The 23,927-nt window shown below is 39.3% G+C and carries 24 protein-coding genes; 21 read left to right on the forward strand and 3 right to left on the reverse strand.

Going from position 1 to position 23,927, the window contains the following annotated elements:
- Position 1: 1 nt before the first annotated feature.
- From glgC to rluF, 5 genes are all read left to right on the forward strand, one after another.
- The gene (gene glgC / locus H5186_RS07715) at positions 2-1,303 is read left to right on the forward strand and encodes a glucose-1-phosphate adenylyltransferase (protein WP_149980163.1); all 1,302 of its coding nucleotides are present in this window, start codon (positions 2-4) and stop codon (positions 1,301-1,303) included.
- A gap of 32 nt (positions 1,304-1,335) precedes the next feature.
- On the forward strand, positions 1,336-2,877 hold the full coding sequence (locus H5186_RS07720; protein WP_182718647.1) for a glycogen synthase: 1,542 nt from the start codon (positions 1,336-1,338) through the stop codon (positions 2,875-2,877).
- Between the two features lie 118 nt (positions 2,878-2,995).
- The gene (locus H5186_RS07725; protein WP_182718648.1) at positions 2,996-4,207 is read left to right on the forward strand and encodes an EAL and HDOD domain-containing protein; all 1,212 of its coding nucleotides are present in this window, start codon (positions 2,996-2,998) and stop codon (positions 4,205-4,207) included.
- Positions 4,208-4,223: 16 nt separating this feature from the next.
- Complete coding sequence (locus tag H5186_RS07730; protein ID WP_259398509.1) at positions 4,224-5,309, forward strand: DUF418 domain-containing protein; 1,086 nt, start codon at positions 4,224-4,226, stop codon at positions 5,307-5,309.
- Between the two features lie 303 nt (positions 5,310-5,612).
- Positions 5,613-6,536, forward strand: a complete 924-nt coding sequence (rluF, locus tag H5186_RS07735) for a 23S rRNA pseudouridine(2604) synthase RluF (RefSeq protein WP_182767903.1) — start codon at positions 5,613-5,615, stop codon at positions 6,534-6,536.
- A 60-nt stretch (positions 6,537-6,596) separates the two neighbouring features.
- Here the strand turns inward: rluF and H5186_RS07740 are convergent, their stop codons facing one another.
- On the reverse strand, positions 6,597-9,659 hold the full coding sequence (locus H5186_RS07740) for an efflux RND transporter permease subunit (RefSeq protein WP_182740060.1): 3,063 nt from the start codon (positions 9,657-9,659) through the stop codon (positions 6,597-6,599).
- 1 nt (position 9,660) lies between these two features.
- Positions 9,661-10,743: an efflux RND transporter periplasmic adaptor subunit gene (locus H5186_RS07745; RefSeq protein WP_145235892.1), complete on the reverse strand. Its 1,083-nt coding sequence runs from the start codon at positions 10,741-10,743 to the stop codon at positions 9,661-9,663.
- Between the two features lie 122 nt (positions 10,744-10,865).
- On the opposite strand from H5186_RS07745, the gene H5186_RS07750 reads away from it, so the two are divergent.
- Together H5186_RS07750 and H5186_RS07755 are read left to right on the forward strand one after the other, a co-directional pair.
- The gene (locus H5186_RS07750) at positions 10,866-11,759 is read left to right on the forward strand and encodes a LysR family transcriptional regulator (RefSeq protein WP_145235888.1); all 894 of its coding nucleotides are present in this window, start codon (positions 10,866-10,868) and stop codon (positions 11,757-11,759) included.
- Positions 11,760-12,065 (forward strand): MGMT family protein, encoded by a 306-nt coding sequence (locus tag H5186_RS07755; protein ID WP_145235885.1) that lies wholly within the window; start codon positions 11,760-11,762, stop codon positions 12,063-12,065.
- 9 nt (positions 12,066-12,074) lie between these two features.
- On the opposite strand, the gene H5186_RS07760 is transcribed toward H5186_RS07755, so the two are convergent.
- A complete protein-coding gene (locus tag H5186_RS07760) occupies positions 12,075-12,713 on the reverse strand; it encodes a hemolysin III family protein (protein ID WP_182794298.1) in 639 nt (212 codons plus the stop codon).
- 255 nt (positions 12,714-12,968) lie between these two features.
- Here H5186_RS07760 and H5186_RS07765 point away from each other — a divergent pair, with 255 nt between their 5' ends.
- The 14 genes from H5186_RS07765 (at position 12,969) to H5186_RS07830 (ending at position 23,722) form a co-directional block, all read left to right on the forward strand.
- A complete protein-coding gene (locus tag H5186_RS07765; protein ID WP_149980170.1) occupies positions 12,969-13,259 on the forward strand; it encodes a hypothetical protein in 291 nt (96 codons plus the stop codon).
- A gap of 213 nt (positions 13,260-13,472) precedes the next feature.
- Positions 13,473-14,051: an LON peptidase substrate-binding domain-containing protein gene (locus H5186_RS07770; RefSeq protein WP_182794299.1), complete on the forward strand. Its 579-nt coding sequence runs from the start codon at positions 13,473-13,475 to the stop codon at positions 14,049-14,051.
- A 66-nt stretch (positions 14,052-14,117) separates the two neighbouring features.
- A complete protein-coding gene (locus tag H5186_RS07775) occupies positions 14,118-14,741 on the forward strand; it encodes a sigma-70 family RNA polymerase sigma factor (RefSeq protein ID WP_182740069.1) in 624 nt (207 codons plus the stop codon).
- Positions 14,734-15,396, forward strand: coding sequence for a ChrR family anti-sigma-E factor (locus tag H5186_RS07780; RefSeq protein WP_182718652.1), 663 nt, complete (start codon positions 14,734-14,736; stop codon positions 15,394-15,396). The genes H5186_RS07775 and H5186_RS07780 overlap by 8 nt, the downstream gene beginning before the upstream one ends.
- A gap of 8 nt (positions 15,397-15,404) precedes the next feature.
- A complete protein-coding gene (locus H5186_RS07785) occupies positions 15,405-16,358 on the forward strand; it encodes a DUF523 and DUF1722 domain-containing protein (protein WP_145235868.1) in 954 nt (317 codons plus the stop codon).
- Positions 16,358-17,752: a deoxyribodipyrimidine photo-lyase gene (gene phrB / locus H5186_RS07790; protein WP_182794300.1), complete on the forward strand. Its 1,395-nt coding sequence runs from the start codon at positions 16,358-16,360 to the stop codon at positions 17,750-17,752. The genes H5186_RS07785 and phrB overlap by 1 nt, the downstream gene beginning before the upstream one ends.
- A gap of 1 nt (position 17,753) precedes the next feature.
- Positions 17,754-18,182: a nuclear transport factor 2 family protein gene (locus tag H5186_RS07795; RefSeq protein ID WP_145235859.1), complete on the forward strand. Its 429-nt coding sequence runs from the start codon at positions 17,754-17,756 to the stop codon at positions 18,180-18,182.
- The gene (locus tag H5186_RS07800; RefSeq protein ID WP_182718654.1) at positions 18,182-18,892 is read left to right on the forward strand and encodes an SDR family NAD(P)-dependent oxidoreductase; all 711 of its coding nucleotides are present in this window, start codon (positions 18,182-18,184) and stop codon (positions 18,890-18,892) included. Before H5186_RS07795 ends, H5186_RS07800 begins: the two co-directional genes overlap by 1 nt.
- Positions 18,889-20,145, forward strand: coding sequence for an NAD(P)/FAD-dependent oxidoreductase (locus tag H5186_RS07805; RefSeq protein WP_182794301.1), 1,257 nt, complete (start codon positions 18,889-18,891; stop codon positions 20,143-20,145). The genes H5186_RS07800 and H5186_RS07805 overlap by 4 nt, the downstream gene beginning before the upstream one ends.
- Positions 20,138-20,872, forward strand: coding sequence for a DUF1365 domain-containing protein (locus tag H5186_RS07810; protein ID WP_182740057.1), 735 nt, complete (start codon positions 20,138-20,140; stop codon positions 20,870-20,872). Before H5186_RS07805 ends, H5186_RS07810 begins: the two co-directional genes overlap by 8 nt.
- Positions 20,873-20,898: 26 nt before the next feature.
- Positions 20,899-22,161 (forward strand): cyclopropane-fatty-acyl-phospholipid synthase family protein, encoded by a 1,263-nt coding sequence (locus H5186_RS07815; protein ID WP_182718657.1) that lies wholly within the window; start codon positions 20,899-20,901, stop codon positions 22,159-22,161.
- 19 nt (positions 22,162-22,180) lie between these two features.
- A complete protein-coding gene (locus H5186_RS07820) occupies positions 22,181-22,651 on the forward strand; it encodes a DUF2878 domain-containing protein (RefSeq protein WP_310737081.1) in 471 nt (156 codons plus the stop codon).
- A 44-nt stretch (positions 22,652-22,695) separates the two neighbouring features.
- Positions 22,696-23,187, forward strand: coding sequence for a chalcone isomerase family protein (locus H5186_RS07825; protein WP_182718659.1), 492 nt, complete (start codon positions 22,696-22,698; stop codon positions 23,185-23,187).
- Between the two features lies 1 nt (position 23,188).
- The gene (locus tag H5186_RS07830; protein ID WP_149980180.1) at positions 23,189-23,722 is read left to right on the forward strand and encodes a DUF3833 domain-containing protein; all 534 of its coding nucleotides are present in this window, start codon (positions 23,189-23,191) and stop codon (positions 23,720-23,722) included.
- Positions 23,723-23,927: the final 205 nt, after the last annotated feature.

Below are 23,927 nucleotides of genomic sequence, written 5' to 3' on the forward strand. Positions count from 1 at the left end.
TATGCCAAGTTATGCAAATCGCTACATAAGTAGTCTGACACGAGAAACCTACGCACTGATTTTAGCAGGGGGCAGAGGTTCACGCTTACATGAATTAACAAATTGGCGGGCCAAACCGGCGGTTTATTTTGGTGGCAAACATCGTATTATCGATTTCCCGCTATCAAACTGTATTAATTCAGGTATTCGTCGTGTTGGGATTGCCACACAGTATAAATCGCACTCGCTGATCCGCCATGTTAACCGTGCATGGGGTCATTTTAAAAAGGAACTGGGTGAATCGGTAGAGATATTACCGGCATCACAGCGTTATGGTGACGAATGGTATTGCGGCACTGCAGATGCGGTGTTCCAAAATATGGATATTATTCGTCATGAGCTACCTAAGTATGTAATGATTTTATCTGGCGATCATGTTTACCGTATGGATTACGGCGGCTTATTGGCAAAACATGTTGAAACAGGTGCAGACATGACGGTGTGCTGTATTGAAGTTCCTTGCGAAGAAGCCGCAGAAACATTTGGTGTGATGACGGTAGATGAAGAGAAACGAGTACGTCGTTTTGATGAGAAACCGAAAATGCCAAGTTCAATTCCTGGTCGTCCGGGCACTTGTTTAGCGTCAATGGGTAATTATGTATTTAATACTGAGTTCTTATTTGAACAACTAAAAAAAGACGCAGAAAACGAAGGTTCAGGCCGTGATTTTGGTCATGATATTATTCCGGCAATTATTGAAGAGCATAATGTATTTGCTTTTCCATTTCGAGAGCCAGGTCATGACGGCCAACCTTATTGGCGTGATGTGGGTACACTTGACTCATTCTGGGAAGCAAACATGGAGCTGGTGATGCCAGAACCACAGCTGGATTTATACGATCCAACTTGGCCTATTTGGACTTACCAAGAACAACTGCCACCGGCTAAGTTTATTTTTGATAATGATGACAGACGTGGCATGGCTGTAGATTCAACCGTATCAGGCGGCTGTATTATTTCAGGCTCGGTGGTTCGTAAATCACTGTTATTCTCTAATGTACATATTCGCTCATACTGCGTCATTGAAGAGTCGGTGATATTACCAGGTGCGATTATTCAACGTAATTGCCGTATTCGCCGTGCTATTATCGACCGTGGATGTGAAGTGCCAGCCGGTGTTGAAATCGGTTTTGATCGTAAAGCAGACGAAGAAAATGGTTTCAGAGTATCTAAAAAGGGTATTGTGTTAGTGACCCGTGAAATGCTCACAGAACTTTCCAAAAAACTTGAGCGCCAAGAGCGTGAGAGTAAACAATTAGCTTAAAATATCATACAGTTGTAGGAAGTAAGAAAAAGATGCATGTATTAATGGTTGCGGCCGAAAATGACGCTTTACCAAATGCCAAAGTGGGTGGTGTTGCAGATGTACTACGAGATTGTCCCAAAGCATTAGCGGAGCTTGGCTTAACCGTTGATGTGGTTATTCCAGATTATGGTTTTACCACGTTAGAGCGTGTGCAATTAGGCACGCTCCATGTGCCCTTTGCCGGATATATCTATGATGTTCAAGTGTGGCAAGTATATGTTGATCAGCAGCAAGTCAGGCAATTAGTACTATCACATCCGTTATTTAGTCAGCACCATGGCGCTGTATACTGTAATGATGATGGTGACCGACCTTTTGCCACTGATGCCACTAAGTTTGCATTATTTAATGCTGCAGTGTGTGAAGCGCTATTGCAAGGTGTGATCACTCGTCCTGATGTGTTGCATTTGCATGATTGGCACAGCGCGTGTGTGGCGGTATTGTTAAAGTTTGATCATCGGTTTGCATCTTTTTCTTCTTTGCGCAGCGTATTTACAGTACACAATATTGCACTGCAAGGGATCCGCCCATTCAAAGGAGATGATTCAAGTTTAGAAGCATGGTTTCCGGCGTTAAGTTATAACGGCGAGATATTATGCGATCCGCGTTATCCTCATTGCTTTAATCCGATGCGCAGCGCTATCAATTTAGTTGATAAGATACATTTAGTATCTCCAAGCTACGCACAAGAAGTATTGCAAGCCAGTGAACCGCATAATGGTTTTTTTGGTGGTGAAGGCTTAGAGCGCGATTTGAATAATGCGATGGCGAACAATAAAGTCGTCGGAATATTAAATGGCTGTGAGTACACTGAGCACAACGCACAGTCAACCAGTACGCTATCACAATTATACTTTGAGATAGAGCAGGCATTGTTTGTTTGGATGGTTAAAGAAGTTAACCTGCAAAGCAGTTACTATATAGCTCATCAACGGTTACAGCAGTTCATTGAGCAGCCAGTTAAAGGGCCTTTAGTCACCAGTGTTGGACGCCTAACCGATCAAAAAGCTTTGTTACTGCGCCAACCCTACGAAAACCAGCAAGTGCTAGATGCATTGTGTGAAAAGTTAAATGAACAGCAAGGACGTATGATCATTTTAGGTTCCGGTGACACGGCCCTTGAAGATGTTATGACAGCCGCCATGGCACGAAATAGTAACTTATTATTTTTAAAGGGTTATGGTAATAGCGTTGGCGAATTACTGTATGAGTTAGGGGACTTATTCTTGATGCCTAGTTCCTTTGAGCCATGTGGTATTAGCCAAATGCTTGCTATGCGAGCAGGGCAGCCTTGCTTAGTACATCAAGTCGGTGGTTTAAAAGATACTATTACTCATTTGGAAAATGGTTTTAGCTTTAGTGGTGACACATTACAAACACAAAGCGAGGCGCTGGTAACGTGTTTTGCTAATACTCTTACTCTGAGACAAGAACAACCCAAACAATGGGATGAAATTGTCAGCAATGCTAAGGCTGCTCGCTTTACATGGTCTTATGTAGCAAAGGACTATATCAGTAAACTTTATAATTAATACTGCTATTTATCATCTTACTAGCTATAATGGATTGCAATAACATTATGATTTAGTTACTTAGTATTGTGTTTTATTTCGTAACTAACCATCAATAGTCGAGTTTAAGGGTGAAAAAGTGCAAGTATTTGTTGCGCGCCAAGCAATATTCAATCGTCAACAACATGTAGTTGCCTATGAATTATTGTTTCGTAATAGTACCAATAATTGTTTTCCAGATATTGACGAAAGCGTCGCAACAGCAAAACTGATCATGGAAAATCAGCTTAATTTTGGCACTCGACATATTACTGCTGGTAAAAAAGCACTGATTAATATCGGTCCTGATTCTTTAAAAATGGATTTATGTGCATTTTTGCCTTCGCAAGATGTGGTACTTGAGTTGCTCGAAACAATTGAGCCGACAGAAGAAAACTACCAGCTATGTCGTGCGCTGTTTCATAAAAACTTTGTGTTAGCACTTGACGATTTTGTATATGAGCCTAAGTGGGAAAGGTTTTTAAAACTTGTTAAATTAATCAAATTTGATATTCAAATAACTCCTTTGCAGCAAATTGAACCGATGATTCGACGGCTGCAAAAATACAAAAAGCTAAAGTTGCTTGCTGAAAAAGTCGAAACTATTGATGATTTTAAAATAGCTCATAAGATGGGCTTTGATTATTTTCAGGGTTATTTTTTTGCCAAGCCGGTAGTCATTCAACAAAAAGACATTGATATAAACTATGCATTAGCATTGACCATCTATGCACAAGTTATGAAAGAGCATCCTGATATCAATGCGATTGCGCGATTGTTTCAATTAGATACAGCGTTAGCATTTAAGTTATTAAGATTGATCAACAGCGGTGTGTTTCCTGTCCAAAAAGAAATAGAGTCACTCAAACAGGCTTTAGTCTATTTAGGCCATGATCATATAAAGAAGTTTGTTAGTTTGATCATTACCGCTCACGTTGGACAAACGAAACCTAACGAATTGATCAAAATGTGTATCATTCGGGCGCGATTTTGTGAGCTGATAGCGAAAAAGATAGCGCCTTCGCAAGCGAATAGTGCCTTTTTAACCGGTCTTTTTTCGTTGTTGGATGCAATATTAGATCGCCCAATGGAGCAATTACTCCTTCGTTTACCATTTCCAGAACCAATCAAAGACGCTCTAATGGAAGAAAAAAACACCCTGTATTATATCCTTGCAACAGTAAAAGCGTATGAATCAGGTAGCTGGTGGGCTATGGAGCAAGCAGTTGTATTTATTAACATAAATAGTGATTTACTGCCGAAGTTTTATCGAGATGCGCTAGACTGGTCAAACATACATAAGCACAACTAATAAGTCGAGCCCAATAATGCGTAATCAAAATATGGATGTTATTCGTGGTGTTGCTGTGCTTGGCTTAATGTACATGAATGCCTATTCCTTTGGTTTATTTGAATTTGGTTACGTACCATTACAGTCCCCGCCTTTTTCGGATCATGTTATTCAATGGGTGAGCCTTAGTGTTATTGACGGCCGCTTTCGCAGCTTATTTTGCTTACTCTTTGGTGCTGGCTTATATATTCAGTGGCAGCGTTACCAGCAGCTTGAGCAATTGCAAAAACGCTTAAAAGTATTGGCCGTGTTTGGTTTACTACATGGCTTTTTGTTGTGGGCTGGTGATATTTTGTTTATCTATGCATGCGCAGGTTGGTTGGTCATACAGTACCTTGATGCGAGTGACGAGATGTTATTAAAACGCGGTTGGCAATTTCTATCATTAGCCGCAGCGATAACGTTTTTGATAGCCTTAATTGACCCCACACTGACTATCTATCGAGATTCAGCCGATTTTTTAGCAAGTTATAATGCTTCACGAGGATCGGCATTAACTATTTTTGTCAATAATAGTGTGATGTTTATCGTGATGCTCATTGCACTTCCGCTGATCACTTTGTGGATGGCTGCAGGATTAATGCTATTCGGTATTTATGGCTATAAAAATAAACTGTTTGAGACTGGTTTAACTAAATTAAGCAAAATCAGAGTTTTGTCAATTGCGCTACTGTTAAGTGCGATTAGGATCAGTTTTGAATACCAATCTAGCTTATTTATTAGTGCATTAAAAGAACCCGTAAGCTGGTTTGCAGCATTATTCACAGCCCTATTAATTATTCATTTTGTGGTAATGCTGATGACAAAACATGACTTTCACTTTATTGCATTGCAGCGTGCAGGAAGGCTCGCATTAACTTTATATCTAATGCAAACTATTTGCTTGTTATTGTTGTTTAAAGTTTTTTATCCGCACTGGGTGCTAAGCTTTAATCATTTAGAATATTACGTATTAGTGAGTGGTTTAGTTATTTTTCAACTTAGTTTTAGTGTGATTTATTCGCGTTATTTTAAGCAAGGTCCAATGGAATTTATTTGGCGAAAGTATGCAAATGCTGCTTGAGTTGAAGCTACTGTAAATAGTGTGGTAATTTTTCACTGTCACTGCAGGTTAAAATTATCGCAAACCCATATACCGTAAAACAGAGCAATCGTTTAAGTATAAACAAACAGACTAGATGTTTGCTGTGAAAAGGCTAATTGTTGGTTTAACGGCGCTTTATACTGCGTTATTAATTTTAACAAGTGGCTTCTATTGTTTGCAATCTATGCCTTGTCTAAATCGCTTTTAAATTCAACTGAGCTCGCATCTTAAGGTGGTTTGGGTATACAATATCGGCCTTTAAAATTAATATGAATTTGGCCCATGACAGACTTAAAACGATTAAATAAATTTATTAGTGACACTGGTTTTTGTTCACGACGCGAAGCGGATAAATATATTGAAGATGGTCGTGTTACTGTCAATGGTATTCGACCGGAAATGGGTGTCAAAGTAGCATTGTCTGACACGGTACTGATTGATGGTAAGCCGCTGAAAAAAGTGCCGAAACGCGCGTACATCGCTTACAACAAACCCGTTGGTATAACCTGTACAACTGAGCGTAAAATTCAAAGTAATATCGTCAAAGCGGTTAACTACCCAGATCGTATTTTTCCAATTGGTCGCTTAGATCGCCCATCAGAAGGGTTGATTTTCCTGACAAATGAAGGAGATATCGTCAATAAAATCCTTCGTGCAGGCAATAATCATGAAAAAGAGTATGTTGTTACAGTCGACAAGCCATTAAATCGTCAGTTTGTGAATAAGATGGCAGGTGGTTTACCAATTTTAGATACAGTCACGAAAAAATGCAAAGTTACACAAACAGGACCGCAACAATTTACTATTGTATTAACGCAAGGTTTGAATCGTCAAATTCGTCGTATGTGTGAGTACTTGGGCTATGAAGTGGTCACCTTAAAACGCGTACGTATCATGAATGTCACGTTAAAAGGCTTAAATGTTGGCCAGTGGCGCCATTTAACTGAGCAAGAAATGGCTGAGATTAATAACTCGATTGCCGACTCGGGCAAAACCGAGGAGTTATCAGTGGATGAGAACAAACAATCTGCGAATATCAGCAAGCCTAAACAAGCACGCACGCCTTACAAAGATAACGATAAAAAGCGTGATTTTGCTAAGCATGTCAAACAAGGCCGTTTTGATTCTAAAAATGACCAAATTAACGCCAAACCTGCAAGAAGAAATAGCACCACTCGCACAGGCACATTAAGCCTTAAAAAATAAGATCAAATTGTAAAACCAGGAACAACATAAATTGTGCTCCTGGTTTTATTTAAACCTCAGTTATTTTGCTTTTGGCACCTCAATTTTAAATAGCACGGTATAGAGCACCGGCACTACGATTAATGTCAGCACGGTTGCAAAGCCTAAACCAAACATAATCGTCACCGCCATTGATTGGAAGAACACATCAAATAATAATGGGATCATTCCTAAAATGGTGGTGATTGCTGCCATCGCAACGGGGCGCACACGGCTTACACCGGAATCAAATACTGCTTGATAAGGCTCTTTGCCTTCACTGAGCTCAAGGTTGATCTGATCAACCAACACAATGCCATTTTTAATCAACATACCGCTTAAGCTTAATAACCCAAGTAGCGCCATAAAACTAAATGCGGCGTTCATCACTAGCAAGCCGGCGCTGACACCGATGATTGCTAAAGGTACTGTGGCCCAAATAACCAGTGGTTTTTTTACTGAGTTAAATAGCAACACAGTGACTGCAAACATCGCTAAATAGCCCAAAGGTAACGAGCCAAAAATAGCTTTTTTTGCCTTTGTTGATGATTCAAACTCACCGCCCCATTGTAATTCATAGCCATTAGGGAGTTTAATTGCTTCAATACCTGGCCTGACTCTTGAAAATAGTTTAGCGGGTGTTTCATCGCCTATTACGTCATGATCGGCCATTACTGTAATAGTACGTTTGCGATCGCGGCGCATTATTAGGCTGTCTTCCCACTGTACAACAAACTCATCCACCACTTGAGTAACTGGCACGAATACGCCTAATACTGGGCTGTATATTTGTAGGTCACGGAGGCTTTCAACATTAAGACGCTCTTGTGCCGGTGAGCGGGCAATAATGGGGATCTGTTGAGTACCATCTTTGTAAATGCCGACTTTTTTACCGGAAAAACTGGTTAATAATAGTTGGTCCAAGTCTGTTTTAGCGATACCCAGACGCCGCGCTTTTTGTTCGTTAAGTTGCGGGCGAATGAGTTTTGAGCGTTCACGCCAATCATCACGAATATTATAAGCACCGGCATCTTTTGCTAGCACTTCTTTTGCTTGTTTAGCTAATTGGCGAAGCACTACTGGATCAGCCCCCGAAAAACGTGCTTCTATTTTAGCATCAGTAGAAGGGCCTATTTCCATACGTTTTATTTTAAGCTTGGCATCAAATACGTGGCTGTATTCATAGTCGCGAACTTTTGCAATCATCGTCGCCACTGCTTCGCGGTCTTTTACACGGATAATTAATTGACCATAAGCTGGGTATGATTTTTCAGGTGCGTAGGTCAACATAAACCGTGGTGCGCCTTGGCCTATCGTTGACGTTACTTCTTCGACCAGCTCATCTTTTTGTAAGAATGCTTCGAGTTTGGCGACGCCATCTAAAGTGGCATGAATATCAGCCCCTTGGGTATGCCAATAATCAACGTAAAACATTGGCGTGTTAGAAGCTGGAAAAAACGCTTGTTTAATAAACTTAAAGCCAAAAACAGAGCTAGCTAATAAAACGACCATCAACAATAAAGTGGTTTTACGAAAACGCATCGAGGTGCTTAATAAACTTTTATATAGATTAAAGATCACACCTTGATATGGATCTTCATCATGGCTTTGCTGCTTGAGCTCTGTTTCTTTGAACATTAAGTCAGCAAAGAAAGGAGTTAAGGTGATGGCAGTGATCCAGCTTAATAATAATGAGATAAATAATACCCAAAATAAGCTGCCGGCAAATTCCCCACTAGCGTCAGAGCTTAAGCCAATTGGCGCAAATGCAGTAATCGCAATCACGGTTGCGCCAAGTAAAGGCCACTTTGTTTGCTCCACTATATTAGCCGCTGCTTTTATCTTTGTTTGCCCTCGCTTTAGGTTTATTAAAATACCTTCAGTGACTACGATGGCGTTATCAACCAACATTCCTAATGCAATGATCAGTGCACCTAAAGAGATACGTTGTAAATCAATCGCAAACAGTTTCATGAAAATGAATGTACCTAATACGGTCAGCAATAAAATTGCCCCGATCAGTACGCCACTTTTAAAGCCCATAAAGACAAGCAGGACAACAATAACGATAGCGACAGCTTCGAGTAAGCTGATGATAAAGCCATTGACTGATTTTTCGACTTCAACAGGTTGGTTATAAACGGTATTTATTTCCATGCCATGGGGGCGCTGATATTCAAGCGATGCTAAATGCGCTTTAATGTTATCGCCTATATCCACAACGTTTACACCACTGCTAAACGATACGCCAACGAGCAAGGCTTGCTGCTGGTTAAAACGGATTACATTATTAGGTACTTCGGCGTATTCACGAAACACAGTTGCAACGTCACCGAGGTAAATCAGTTCATTTTCACCTGGTTTTGAGATCAGTAGATTTTCGAGCTCTTTTACGTCTTTGAATTCGCCTGTTGGGTGCAGTCTAATTGATTCATCGCCTACGCGTATTTTACCTGCATTCGATACGGTATTTTGTGATTGCAATAATTGATAAATTCTAGTTGGTGCAATACCAAGCTGCGCCAGCTTACGCGTCGATATTTCAACCATCACCTGTGCTTGTTGTTCACCACTGACGGTCACTTTACCTACGCCGTCAACGAGTACCAGTTCGCGCTTTAAGTAATCAACATAGTTTTTTAGTTCGTCATAAGAGTAACCATCGCCAGTGACGGCATACATTACGCCGTATACGTCGCCAAAATCATCTAAAATGGTACTTGGGTATACACCACTTGGCAGTGATGAAGCGTTATCGTTAATCTTGCGCCGTAGCTCATCCCAAATTTGTCGTAAGTCTTGTTTGCGATAGTTGCTTTTCATTTCAACGGTAATTTGTGATTTCCCTGGAGATGAAATGCTGGTTACGTAATCCACATACGGCAATTGTTGAATTGCATTTTCAATCGGAAAAGTAACTTCATCTTCTACCTGTTGTGGTGAAGCGCCAGGATATAAGGTGATCACCATGGCTTTTTTTATTGTAAATTCAGGGTCCTCAAGCTGACCAAGTCCTAAATAAGATACTACGCCACCGATTAATAGTAATAGCGCGCACATCCAACTGACGACCTTTTGTTTTATGGCAAGTTCAGCAATGCTCATTTTATAAGCCTCGCTCTTTTTGCCACGGACGTACTTGCATGCCTTCTTTAAGGTAGTGAACACCAGCTGCGACCACAGTTTGACCTTGCTCTAAACCAGCAAGCACTTCAATACCACGTCGATGTAATTGGCCAACTTCAACAGCTTGCTTTTTCACCTTGCCAGTCTGTGGATCGTATAGCCAGACATAGCTGTTATTAGTAGGCTGTGTTGGTTCAGAGAACACAGCTTCAACAGGGAGTAAAATATAGTGTGATTGCGAGTGAGTAACTTTACTTAGATCAATATCTACACTGCCGGTCATGCCTGCCAACAGGTTAAAATCTTTAGGCACTGGTAATGAAAATACCACCTTGTAAGTTAATGTGGCTGGATCTGCTTGGGTGTCGAATTCTTTAATCATTAAGGTATATGATTTATTTGGAAAACCGTCAAAAACCACGCTTGGCTGATAGTCAATGTCTTTATCAATACGGGCGATTAGTTTTTCGGGTACTTGAATGATCACATCCATTAAATCACGGGTTTCTAAGCGAAGAATGTTTTGTTTTGCTTGGATATTCTCAAAGTTTTTAACAAACACTTTGGAAACGGTGCCGCTAAAAGGGGCACGTAATTCGCTATTATCTAAGTTGGTTTTTGCAATTTTTAATGCCGACTCAGCTACCTGTTTATTGGCAAGTGCCTGATCAAGTTCGGATTGACTGGTAATTGATTTATTAAATAGTTTTTGTACGCGTTCAAGTTGCGAGTGCGCCAATTCAAAACGTGCTTTTCGCTCATCATATTGCAGTTGAAAATCTTCAGGGTCTAACTTGGCAAGGAGTTGATCTTTTTCAACATGTTGACCCGCCAATGCCGGGAACTCTAATAACTCACCGTTAACTCTAAACGCCAAATAAGAGCCTTGATTTGCCACTACTTCTGCCGGAAAACTGCGTATTGTCTGATCTGAGTTAGTATCAATTTCAAATAGTTTTACTGGACGAATAGCTTGTTCGACGTGAGTGTCGGTATTTGATTCTTTACAGGCGACTAAACTCAGTATTAATGTAGATATAATTAAAACTGGCGACAGTTTCATGGTCTTCTCCGTGGCTATGAAAACATAAATTAGATGCAGCATACGCCGCGAACATATAAAATAAAAATTATTAAATTTTAAAAAGATCATAAATAAAATTTATGATTTTAAGTTGGACCATTATGAACTTAGTGCAGTTAAAAATGCTTGATGCCATTGTTCGCACTCAAAGCTTGTCGCAAGCTGCTTTAGCACTGTATAAATCGCAACCAGCTTTAACGTTAGCTATTAAGAAACTTGAAGCTGAGCTTGGTTTTGAATTGTTAGATCGTAGCCATTATCGATTGCAATTAACTGAAAAGGGTCGTATTTATCATCGCGAAGCAGCATTATTATTAGATGCTCAGGCACATTTAGCACAACTGGCCAGTGAGCTTGCACTTGGTAATGAAGCAAATTACAAAATTTGTTATGAGCAGTTATGTCACCAAGCACTGTATAACGATATTATTTGCAATGCTTTTGTTAAACATACCAGCACCGAGTTTAGTGTAACCAGCGGAAAACGCTTTGTTTCTCTTGAGCAAGTTAATAAAGGACAAGCAGACTTAGGGATTGGACCGTGGTTTGATTTGTTTCATGCTACAGGCGATTTAGAAAGTTTACCGATTGGCAAGCTCGATATTGGTATTGTTAGTGTGACAGGATTAGTGCCAGATAAAGTAACTTATCAACAATTACAGAACTTTCCTTGTTTAGCGATGTTTGAAAGTGATATGAGTTTTGACTCTGATCGTTTATCGTATTCAAAAGGCTCTACCATGATGAAAATTGATGATATATCAACTTTAAAATCGTTTTTATTATCGGGAGCTGGCTGGGCAATGATGAGTTTAGCGCATTGTCAAAATGAACTTGAAAGTGGTGTATTACAACAAATTAAAATACTAGACAGAGAAAATACGTTTAGCGCACAGATCAGAGTATTCCGACAAAATGCCACTCATCATGGACCCGTGGCAAGAGCCGTGTGGCAAGATTTTAAGCAGTTAAGTAAAACGTTTTTAGGGTCGTAAATGCAAGCCAGTAAAGAAGACAAAATTTATACTGTGATGGCGAATATACCGCCAGGAAAAGTAGCCAGTTATGGACAAGTAGCGGCAATGGCAGGATTGCTAAATAATGCTCGGCTAGTAGGGCGGCTATTAAAGTTAATGCCAAAAGATTCAAGCATACCTTGGCATAGAGTGATCAACAGCCAAGGTAAAATTTCTTTTCCTGAAGGGACAGCGCAGTACCAAAAGCAATATCAATTACTGCAAAGTGAAGGCGTAATTTTTAAAAATGGTCGTGTTAATATGCGTCAATTTCAGTGGGACTAATTAAAAAATTTAACCGACCGTAATAATATAGCGGCTGATTGCAATATAGTGACAAACACAGCCAGCAATCACAAATACATGCCAAAGTGCGTGGCTATATTGACGACTTTTAGCACTATAAAAGAGTGTGCCGAGACTATACAAAATCCCTCCACTGAGTAACCACCATAGTGCGTTTACTGGCACATTTAAATAAAGCGGGTAGACGATTGCAACTGCAAACCAACCCATTAATAAATATGTTGATAAAGACACCTTTTTGTTTTGTTTTTTCACCATTAATTTATAGCACACTCCGCCAAGTGCTAAAGACCATATAAATACCAGCGTTAAAATCGACCAAATCCCGGTTAATGAGAGTACTAAAAAAGGGGTGTAAGTGCCTGCAATTAAAATATAAATAGCACAGTGGTCACATTTTTTATAAAAAGCCCGCGCATCTATGCTGCTACTGCTGTGATAAAGCGTAGATGATAAAAACAGCAACAATAAACTACCGCCATAAATAATTGCACTGACCGTTGCTTCAATCGTGTGTATCTTGCCGATAAGCTCCCACAATACAAACAGTGAAAATACAACGCCTGCGCCGTGAGACAAGCTATTAAGTTGCTCTTCTTTTTTAGAATAAGCGGGTTCAACCGACATGACATACTCATCGTAAAACATTAATATGGGTTTGAGTGTACAAGTGTACGCTGAAACTTTCAATGCTTATTTATTGACTATATTTTAGTATTTTTAACCACTTTGAATGGTTTTAAAATTCACATCATCAAAAGGTTATGCACTTATGTGATTTAAAGTGCATAAAAAACAATTGGTTAAAATTTATTTCGTGGTTGGCACAACCTTTGATTAAGTAATAGCGACTAACTTAATAACACAATAGGGAATACCATCATGAAAAGCATTATTAAACTATCTGTTGCAGCACTTTTGGTTGTTGGTTCTACACAAGCAAGTGCAAATGACGGTCAATTAGATATCACTCAAACGCTATCAAACAGCATTGCACATTATATTGAAAGTACGAGTGATGAATTACAAAGCAAATTAAAACAGTCATTGTTTAGTGATTCGCAAAAAATGTTAACTGAACTGCTTTCACAGCATAGTGAGCAATCAGCTAAAGTTGCGGAAAATACATCACAACTCGTTGCAACTAGCAATGCAGTAAAAGTTGAGGATTAAGGCAATGAGCAGCGAATTAGGATTATTAGCTTTAATGTTAGCACCTGTAGTGAGCTTATTAAGTGTGTATGCCTCAGTTGAATTATTACGCAACGTAGGGCAGTGGTTAAACATAGGCTAAGGGGATAGCGATAAGTAATAATCAGTAACGTTGATCTTATTTGCTGCGGTGCACGTAACGTAATGCATAGTTAAACTGATGTAGTAGGCCTTATGAAACGTGCAATCTTTCCATTACCGGTATTTATTCTACCAAGCGGGTATACGCGGTTACGTATCTTCGAACCTCGCTATCTTGATATGGTTAAAGAATCACTTAAAAATGATCATGGTTTCGTACTTTGCCAGTATGATGTTGATAGTTATCTCAACGTTCCTAGGTATGGATGCTTAGTTGATATTATTGACTTTTCACAAGATCAACAAGGACAACTATTAATTGATGTGGTGGCCAAATCTGTGGTTGAGTTAACTGATATAACTCAAGATAAACAGCAACTGCGTTTCGGTCAGCTATCTGCACCTAAAACATCTCTTTGGTTTGAACAACCTCACAACTTAGAGCGCGATGATTCATATTTAGTAACGGCACTAGAGCAGTTGTTTGCTGCTAATCTAGAGTTAACCGATTTATACCGCCAGACACACTTTGATGATCTGAACTGGGTGCTTGCAAGATGGCTTGAATTATTACCTATTTCAATTGATAAAAAACAACAGCTTGCCTTTAAATCGGACTTTGCGAATATCCACTCTTTCCTTCATACTGTGATTAATAACGAATTTTCCTAATTAATATGATCTTATTTTAGTTGCTTTGCGTATTGCATATGCAAGAACACTAATAGGAATATTATGATGGTAAGTCAACAACTTTCAACACGTTGTGAACCTAACACAGGTAATTACACTGCCATGCCACAAACGCCAAGCAAAGAACTTGCAGATGCATTATCTGCGGTTGCAGCTAATCGTGATAAACAGGCTTTTGCTTATTTATTTGCGTACTTTTCACCGAAAATAAAACGCTTCGGTATTAAGCAATTTAATTCAGAAGCGCAAGCGATGGAATTAGTGCAAGACACCCTTACCTCAGTGTGGCGAAAAGCACATCTTTATAATAATGATAAAGGTGCAGCTACAACGTGGGTATATACCGTAATGCGTAACGCATCATTTGATATGCTCAGAAAAATGAAAAGTAACAAAGAAGACAATATTAGCGAAGATATTTGGCCGCTAGTTGAGCAACATGATAATGCCGACCATGAATTTAGTGATCATCTTGAAAACCAGCAAATCAAAAATTACCTCGATAAATTACCTCAAGCTCAACGCGATGTTGTTAAAGGCGTTTATTTTCAAGATATGTCACAAGAGCAACTTGCAGATCAATTGAATATTCCAATTGGTACTGTGAAGTCACGTTTACGTTTAGCGTTACAAAAATTACGCAATGAAATGGGAGACCGCAATGATTAAACATCACCCAAGTGATGCGCTATTAGCGCAGTATTGTAATGCGTCATTACCGGCGAGTATCAGTGTTGCTGTCGCTATTCATCTTGACATGTGTAGTTGCTGTAAAGATAAAGTGCAACGCATTGAAGCGAAAAATGCTGTAGATGTGTTTGCGCATCATAATGAACAACTGCAAACTACAGATTTAGCTATTGATGAACTATCATTACTTGATGCAATTACCGCTGACGATAGTGTTGATGATGTATATAAAGTGACGCCACAAACTATCCTTGTCAATCAGCAAAATTATCAATTGCCCCGTGCTCTTGCCCGTATTTCACATGGTAAGTTTATGCAAATGGGTAAGTTATCACGTTCTCGTATCGCTCTCGATGATGGTGCGCTACGTTCGAGTTTGCTACACATAGATGCCGGTGGGGAAATCCCTGAACATACACACACTGGTTTTGAACTGACTTTATTACTCGATGGTGAGTTTAGTGATGAAGACGACCATTATGTGCCTGGCGACTTTATGTGGCTCGATGGTCGTCATCAACACACTCCGATCACAGAAAAAGGCTGTTTATGTTACACAGTAGTCAGTAGTGCTCTACACTTTAATAAAGGACTGAGTAAGTTACTCAATCCAATTGGCAATTTGATTTACTAGGAGTGTATATGCAGCAATCGACTATTCAAATAGGCATAAGTGCATGCCTTGCAGGTGAGAAAGTTCGGTTTGATAGTGGCCATAAAAAATCAAATTTTTGCATGGATGAATTCGCAAAACACGTTGAATATAAACGCTTTTGTCCCGAAGTGGCGGTAGGTTTACCGATCCCAAGACCGACAATTAGACAAGTTAAAGTAGGCACAACTATTAAAGTGTGCCGTCCTGACGGCAGTGGTGATGTTGGCCCACAATTGACAGAATATGGTAAAAAAGTTGCCACAGAGCAGGCTGCACAATTAAGCGGCTTTGTTTTTTGTGCTAAAAGTCCAAGCTGCGGCATGGAACGGATCAAAATATACAATGAAGCAGGCACCGGTAATACATCTGAAGGCGTGGGCTTTTTTGCTGCGCAAATTATGGCTCACAACCCATTGTTACCGTGTGAAGAAAATGGTCGTTTAAATGATATGCACTTGCGTGAAAACTTTGTAATGCGAGTGTTTACTTATAAAAACTGGCAATTATTGCGTCAACAGCCAGCAACCCTGCATAGGTTAACGCAGTTTCATGCGCAATATAAGTATTTGTTAATGGCTCACAATTATCAGGCATATAAAGATCTTGGTAATTTACTGGGCACCTATGTTGGCGATGATTTTGAGCAGCTTGCTGACGATTATATTGCAGGTTTAATGGCAGCGCTGAAAAGACCTGCATCACGCAAAAATAACAGCAATACTTTAATGCACTTACAAGGCTACTTTAAAAAACATTTATCCAAAATTGAAAAAGAAGAGTTACGAGATGCAATTGATGAATATCGCTCAGGTTTAGTGCCGCTGTATGTACCGCTGACACTCTTAAAACATCATTTGAAAGTACATCCAAACGAATACTTAGCAAAGCAAGTTTACTTCAACCCTTATCCTCACGAACTAAAATTACGCTACGGAATTTAATGAACACTGTATTTTGGTTTAGGCGCGATTTGCGCCTTTTTAATAATCATGCCCTTTATCAAGCAATCGACAATGGTTGTAAAGACGCTATATTTTTTATCACTGAGCAACAATGGCAACGCCATGGTGTTGCTTCAATACAAATTGATTTGCTAAAACGAAGGTTAAACTTCTTAGGTCAGTTACTAGCTGATAATGGCATCACCTTACATATCACTGAAGCGGGTAATTACGAAGGATGTGTGCAGCAGTTAAGCGAGTTCTGCCAGCGACATTCAGTAACGCAGTTATTTGCCAATAAAGAATATGAAATTAATGAAGTTGAGCGCGATAACGCATTTTTACATCATGCTGATGAACTTAAAGTATCAGTCACCTTGTTTGATGGTGACGTGGTTGCACCGCCTGGAACGGTACTGAATCAAAGTGGTGAGATGTTTAAGGTGTTCACCCCTTTTAAAAATGCCTGGCTAAAGCAATATCAAGATACTCATTTTTATTTTCAAGCCCCCCCGACAATGTTTAGCCCAATACCTTGGCAAGGTTCAGCGTTACTTACCGGTGATGATTCCTCACATAAGTGGCCAGTTGATGATGCGTCATTAAGTCAAATCTGTGCCCGCTTTATCAGCGATAAATTACTCAGTTATAAAGATCAGCGAGATATTCCAAGTATTAAAGGCACATCAGGCTTAAGTCCGTATTTAGCTTTAGGAATTGTCAGCGTTCAGCAATTAATTGCTCTTGTACAGCAACAATATGTCGATGTTTTAAGTAGCTCTAAAAGCAATTTATTTACTTGGGTCAACGAGTTAGTGTGGCGTGAGTTTTATCGTCATTTAATTGTGGCTTATCCAAAACTTAATAAATATAACAATTTTAATGAGAAATATGACCCAGTAAAGTGGCGAACTGATGAGGCTGATTTCACTGCTTGGTGTGAAGGTAAAACAGGCTACCCGCTTGTTGATGCCGCTATGAGGCAGCTTATTCAAACTGGCTGGATGCATAATCGCTTACGAATGGTAGTTGCCAGTTTTCTTACCAAACACTTGTTAATTGATTGGCGTAAAGGTGAACGTTTCTTTATGCAGCATTTGATCGATGGCGATTTAGCGTCTAACAACGGCGGTTGGCAATGGGCTGCAAGTACCGGGTGCGATGCCCAGCCATACTTTAGAATATTCAACCCGATTACTCAAAGTGAGCGATTTGATCCTGATGGTGATTTTATTCGTAAATATATACCGGAGTTGGAAAATGTGCCGAATAAGCAAATTCATTTTCCACATGAATATTTAGCGAAAAGCGGCAAAGCAAAAGCAGTTTATTGGCCAGCAATCGTTGATCATAAAACGGCTCGCTTACGAGCGCTTGATGCATTTAAGGTATGATATGAGCAACCACAGAACAGATAAATTTATCGCGATATACCAAAAGCTAAGTAAAGAAAATCTACATTTACTGAGTGATATTTATGCTGCAGACATTCACTTTTCTGATCCATTGCATGAAGTCGATGGTTTAGCTGACTTACATCAATATTTTGCTAAACTTTATAGTAATGTTATTGAATGCACGTTTGATATCAGTGATGCTGTTAGTGTAGGCGATAATGCTTTTGTTTACTGGACTATGTATTATCGCCATCCAAAGCTTAGTAATGGCCAGCAAATAGCCGTAGCAGGCCATAGCAAGTTAACATTTACTGGTGACAAAATCAGCCTTCATAAAGACTACTTTGATGCTGGTGCATTACTTTATCGACATATCCCTATTCTCGGTTCAATTATTAAATACATAGATAATAAGGCAGCGGAATAATGATCACGCTTATAACAGGTGCAACATCAGGTATTGGTGAACAACTTGCGAAACTGTATGCGCAAGCCGGGGATACAGTGATCGCTTGTGGGCGTAACCAAGAAAAACTAAACGAACTTGCGCAACTAACGAATATTGAAAGTTGTCAGTTTGACGCTACTGATTTACAAGAAATACGAAGTAGCACTGTTGCTTATACGCAATTTGATCGCGTTATTCTTAATGCTGGCAATTGTGAGTATATCGATGATGCGCATAATTTTGACAGTGCATTGTTTACCCGCGTTGTTACTACTAATTTGCTTTCGATGGGTTACTGTCTTGAGGCTTTACTACCGAGGATAAAGTCCGGTGGTCAGTTGGTGATTGTCAGTTCAAGCGTAACTTATTTACCGTTACCGCGCTCACAAGCATATGGCGCATCAAAAGCTGGGGTCAGTTACTTAGCAAAAAGTTTAGCCATTGATTTAGCTGATATTGACGTAACCTTAGTGCATCCAGGCTTTGTTAAAACACCGTTGACTCAAAAAAACGATTTTCCAATGCCAATGGCAGTTACTGCAGAAAAAGCGGCAAATTATATTATCAAAGGGGTCGCTAAGCGCCGCAAAGAGGTGCATTTTCCTTATCGTTTTACCCTTATTTTAAAATGTTTACGCATGTTGCCGCTGCCAATTTGGCTCATGCTTGCAAAAGGATTAAGTCGTTGAAAAAAATAGCAATTATAGGTTCTGGAATTGCAGGATTAAGCTGCGCGCAGTTGTTGCACAAAAAGTATGATATTACGGTATTTGAAAAAAACAACTACATTGGTGGGCACACCGCAACGATAGATATACAGGTTGATGGTGTTAAGCGTGCTATTGATACTGGCTTTATTGTTTTTAATGATCGCACTTACCCTTATTTTGAAAAGCTGTTAAAGCGCATCGGCGTTGAACGACAACCGACAGAAATGAGTTTTAGTGTGCATAATCAGCAAACTGGTTTTGAATACAATGGCCACACTTTTGCCAGTTTGTTTGCTCAAAAGCGCAATATATTTCGTCCGCGTTTTTGGAAGTTACTTAGTGATATTGTGCGTTTTAACACCTTGTGTAAAAAACTATATCATGACAACGACTACCAAAGTGAGCAGATGCTAGGTCAGTTGCTCGACCAACACGGTTTTAATGATTTTTTTCGTTACCATTATATTTTGCCAATGGGCGCGGCTATCTGGTCAACAAGTATTAAAGAAATGAGTAATGTTGGCGTTGAGTTTTTTGTAAAATTCTTTTTCAATCATGGCTTATTAGATATTACTAATCGTCCGCAGTGGTATGTTATTCCCGGTGGTTCAAGGGAATATATCAATCCATTGATCAGTGGTTTTAAAGATAAAATAAAATTGAACACGGATATACAGTCTATTTTTCGCACCCCGGAGCAGGTGTTGATCCGATTGAAAAATGGTACTGTTGAGCAATTTGATAAAGTGATTTTTGCTTGTCATTCTGATCAAGCTCTCGCTTTACTTGAAAACCCAAGCACAGATGAAAAAGCAATTTTATCAGCCATTCCCTACACTGAAAATTCAGTGATTTTGCATACTGACACTGCTTTGCTGCCAAAACGTAAAGCCGCATGGGCAAGTTGGAATTATCTACTTACCGATAATCTTGATAAAGCTGCTGTTGTAACTTATCAAATGAATATTTTGCAAGGCATCACAAGTAAAACGCAATTTTGTGTCACGCTTAATCACCGCGAGGGAATTGATAAAACTAAAATACTCCGAGAATTTACGTATCATCATCCAGTATTCAATAAAACGTCTATTGCTGCTCAGCAACAGAAACAGCTTATTGATGGAGCCAATAACAGTTATTTTTGTGGCGCTTATTGGTATAACGGATTTCACGAAGACGGAGTGAAAAGCGCTGTAGATGTTGCTCGCAAACTTGGGGTTGAATTTGAATAGTGCACTTTTAATCGGTGATGTTCGTCATCACCGATTAGCAATTAAAGCGCATAGCTTTAATTATCAGTTGTACATGATGTGGGTTGATCTTAATGCTCCTCAGCAACTTGATGGTGTTCACCCTTGGCTTGGAACAACAGGCTTTAAAGCACTTAAATTTAAACAATCCGATTATCTTAATCGTGATTTAGATACTCAACAACCAATCAAACAACGAGCAATTAATAAAATTGTCGAGCTGGGGATTACTGCTCCGTTTAGTAATGTCTATATGCTCGGACAGCTGCGCTGTTTTGGGGTGTATTTTAGCCCAGTTAACTTTTTCTTCTATGAAACGGCTGATGGCGATTTTCCCTATATGGTTGCTGAAGTGAGTAATACCCCCTGGAACGAGCGACACTATTACTTGGTTGATTTACACAGGAAAGTGAACTTTAAAAAGGCTTTCTCCGTATCACCATTTATGAGTTTAGATATGGATTACCACTGGAAAGTGCGTTTAACAAAGCACAATACTATGATCCATATAGAAAATAAAAAAGATAATACGCTATTATTTACTGCCAGTTTGCGTTTACAACGCCAGTCACTCAGTCGTGCTGCGGTTACTGCGTTACTGAAACGTTTTCCTGCCATGACCATCACTGTGATGAAAGGAATTTACGTACAGGCGTTTAAACTATTTTGTAAGCGAGTGCCTTTTTTAGGTCACTCAGGCAAGAATTGATTAGCTAAAATAACGAAGGTCATGAGATGGAAAAAATATCCAGTTTAGCTGATAACGCATCAAGTAGCTTGTTAAGTAAGCTGTATAAAAAGTTAGTCATTGGTGCGTTTGATAGCATTGAAGTTGGCGCAATTACCCTAGTTGATGGTAACGACGTTCAACACTTTGGTGATCCTCAAAGTCACTTGCAGGCTAAAGTAGTTGTTAATAATCCGGCAATGTATAAAGCATTTGCGCTCTCTGGCAGTGTCGGAGCTGGCGAAGCTTATATTTTGGGCCAGTGGGAATGTACTAACTTAACTCAGTTGATTGAAATTTTTGCCATTAATCAGGCTCAACTGGACCAATTTGAACGTAAGTTTGCGTTTATTAGTAATCTTTACAATCGAATAAATCACCGTAAAAACAAAAATTCTGAGCAAGGTTCAAAGAAAAACATTGTTGCTCATTACGATTTAGGCAATGAGTTGTATTCATCATTTTTAAGCACTGAAATGCTTTACTCAAGCGCTGTCTACCCATCAAAAGATGCTTCTCTTGAGCAAGCACAAAGTCATAAGCTTGATTTAATCTGCCAACAAGTAGATTTACAACCCGGTGAAACGGTTATTGAAATTGGCACAGGGTGGGGAGCGTTTGCCATTCATGCTGCAACACATTATGACTGCCACGTTACTACTACAACTATTTCTGATGAGCAACATGCGTTTGTGGCAGAAAAAATTATCCAGTTGGGGCTTGAAGATAAGATAACCTTATTGAAACAAGATTATCGTTTACTCGAAGGCAGTTACGATAAGCTAGTGTCAATAGAAATGATAGAAGCGGTTGGTCATGAATACCTACCCAGCTTTTTCAAAAAATGTAATGACTTACTCAAAGACAGTGGTGCAATGCTGATCCAAGCAATTACAATTGCTGATCAACGCTATCAACATTACCTGAAAAATTCTGATTTTATTCAGCAGTATATCTTCCCTGGTGGTTGTTTACCGTGTATTGATGAAATGAATAAGCAAATAAAAAGTCAATCAGACATGGTGGTACACAGCATTAACGATATCGGCGTTCATTATGCAAGAACCTTAGCTGATTGGCGCACACGGTTTATCGCAAGCTGGCCAGAAATCGACAAAGTTAAGTTTGACCAGCGCTTTTATCGATTATGGTTATTTTACTTAGCTTACTGTGAAGGCGCATTTAGGGCGCGAGTAACCAGTACAGTGCATTTAGTTGCCCGTAAACCGCGTTTTAACCATTCAAGTGATGACATTGCGCTCAGTTATTAATTTTTTGCTGTTTCAAGGAGTGTGGTTTTTAGCATTATTCCTTGAGCAGCGCGCTATTATACCGATTTTATTAATCATCATACTAATGCTATGCCTGTCGCAGCAAAAGCAACAAGATATGCTGTTACTGTGCTATGGCTTAATGATCTCGTTAAGCTTTGAATATTTGATGGTTGAGGTTGGCTTTTTATCTTTTAGTATATCGCCCTTTCCATTGTGGTTTGTATTACTTTGGTGTGCTTTACTGTTAACCATCAATACATCAATGCAATTTTTGCATCGCACGCCTTGGTATTTAGCGCTGTTGCTCTGTGCAGTTTTTGCCCCCGCAAGTTATATTGCTGGTGCACGCTTTGGGGCGTTAGAGGTTCATCCTGTAGTTTGGCAATTTTGGCTTATATATGGTTTAGCTTGGTCGTTTATGTTCAATTTTATCAGGATTATAAATACATACAGCAAAAAGTACCTGTTAGTTTCTGAACATAAATGAACATACAGGTGTAACTATTTAACTTAGAAATTTGGAGTCCGGTAATGATAGCAAGATTAACTAAAGGGCTAATTATTTTAAGTGTATTGGTATGCAGCCGAAGCTTTGCTGCTGATTTTAAAGTGGTCGGTGAGGCTCGTTTTGAGTATCTATTTTGGGATGTTTATCAGGCGCAGTTAGCAACCCCATCGGGGAGCTATCAGTTTGGCAATCACCCCACTAAACTGACATTGACCTATTTACGCGATTTTGCTGCCAAGGACATAATCAAAGCGACGAACGAACAATGGCAGCATTTGGGCAAAAAAGAGATCATTAAAAAATACGATGCACAGTTAGCTGCGCTTTGGCCGGATATCAAAAAAGGTGAATCGCTATCGTTCATTACGGATGAAAATGGTATTGGCACATTTTATTTTAATGATAAAAAGCTAGGGGCTATAGAGCAAAGTGGTTTTGCGGATGACTTTTTAGCTATTTGGCTTGATGCTAATACCTCTGAGCCACAGATGCGAAAACAACTAATAGGGCAATAACATGAAGCGAATTACTATATTATTTTTACTTAGTTGCACATTTTTATTAAGTAGCTGTGCTGCGCCAGATGTTGAGTATTACCAAGGAAGTCAGCCAGAATTTAATTTTAAACAATTTTTTAATGGCAAATTGAAAGCCTATGGCGTTGTCCAAGACTTTAAAGGTGAAGTAACCCGTAAGATGGTCGTTGACATGAATGCGAGTTGGGATGGCAATAACGGCGTTATAGAGGAAGATTTCGTTTACGACGATGGTGAAACCCAACGCCGAGTGTGGAAAATAACACTCAATGCTGACAATACTTTAACTGGCACTGCAGGTGATGTGATAGGTATCGCGAAAGGAAAAAGTAATGGCAGTGTATTTCATTGGCAATATACCCTTAAATTACCCTATGGAGATGACACCATTGAAGTTAATTTAGATGATTGGATGTATCTGGTAACACAATCGCGCTTGATTAACCGTACAGCTATTGATAAGTTTGGCATTGAGGTTGGGGAAGTGACCTTAGTTATCGAAAAAGTTGAATGATAAACAAATTGTCATATTGATTTATTAAATACTGCTTAAATTCATTGTTGGTTAATCTTTAAATCAATATTTATTTCGGCAATTATTTAAAATTTACTCATTTTTTAAGAATTTACGCGAAAAAAGCATTTTGCTGTTGCCAATACTTAAAAAATGCATAAAGATAGGTTTTGCGAAGGCAAAATAATAACGAATAGGAATTTAA

This window comes from Pseudoalteromonas sp. SG41-2 (assembly GCF_014164535.1).
In the GTDB taxonomy this organism is placed as follows: domain Bacteria; phylum Pseudomonadota; class Gammaproteobacteria; order Enterobacterales; family Alteromonadaceae; genus Pseudoalteromonas; species Pseudoalteromonas rhizosphaerae.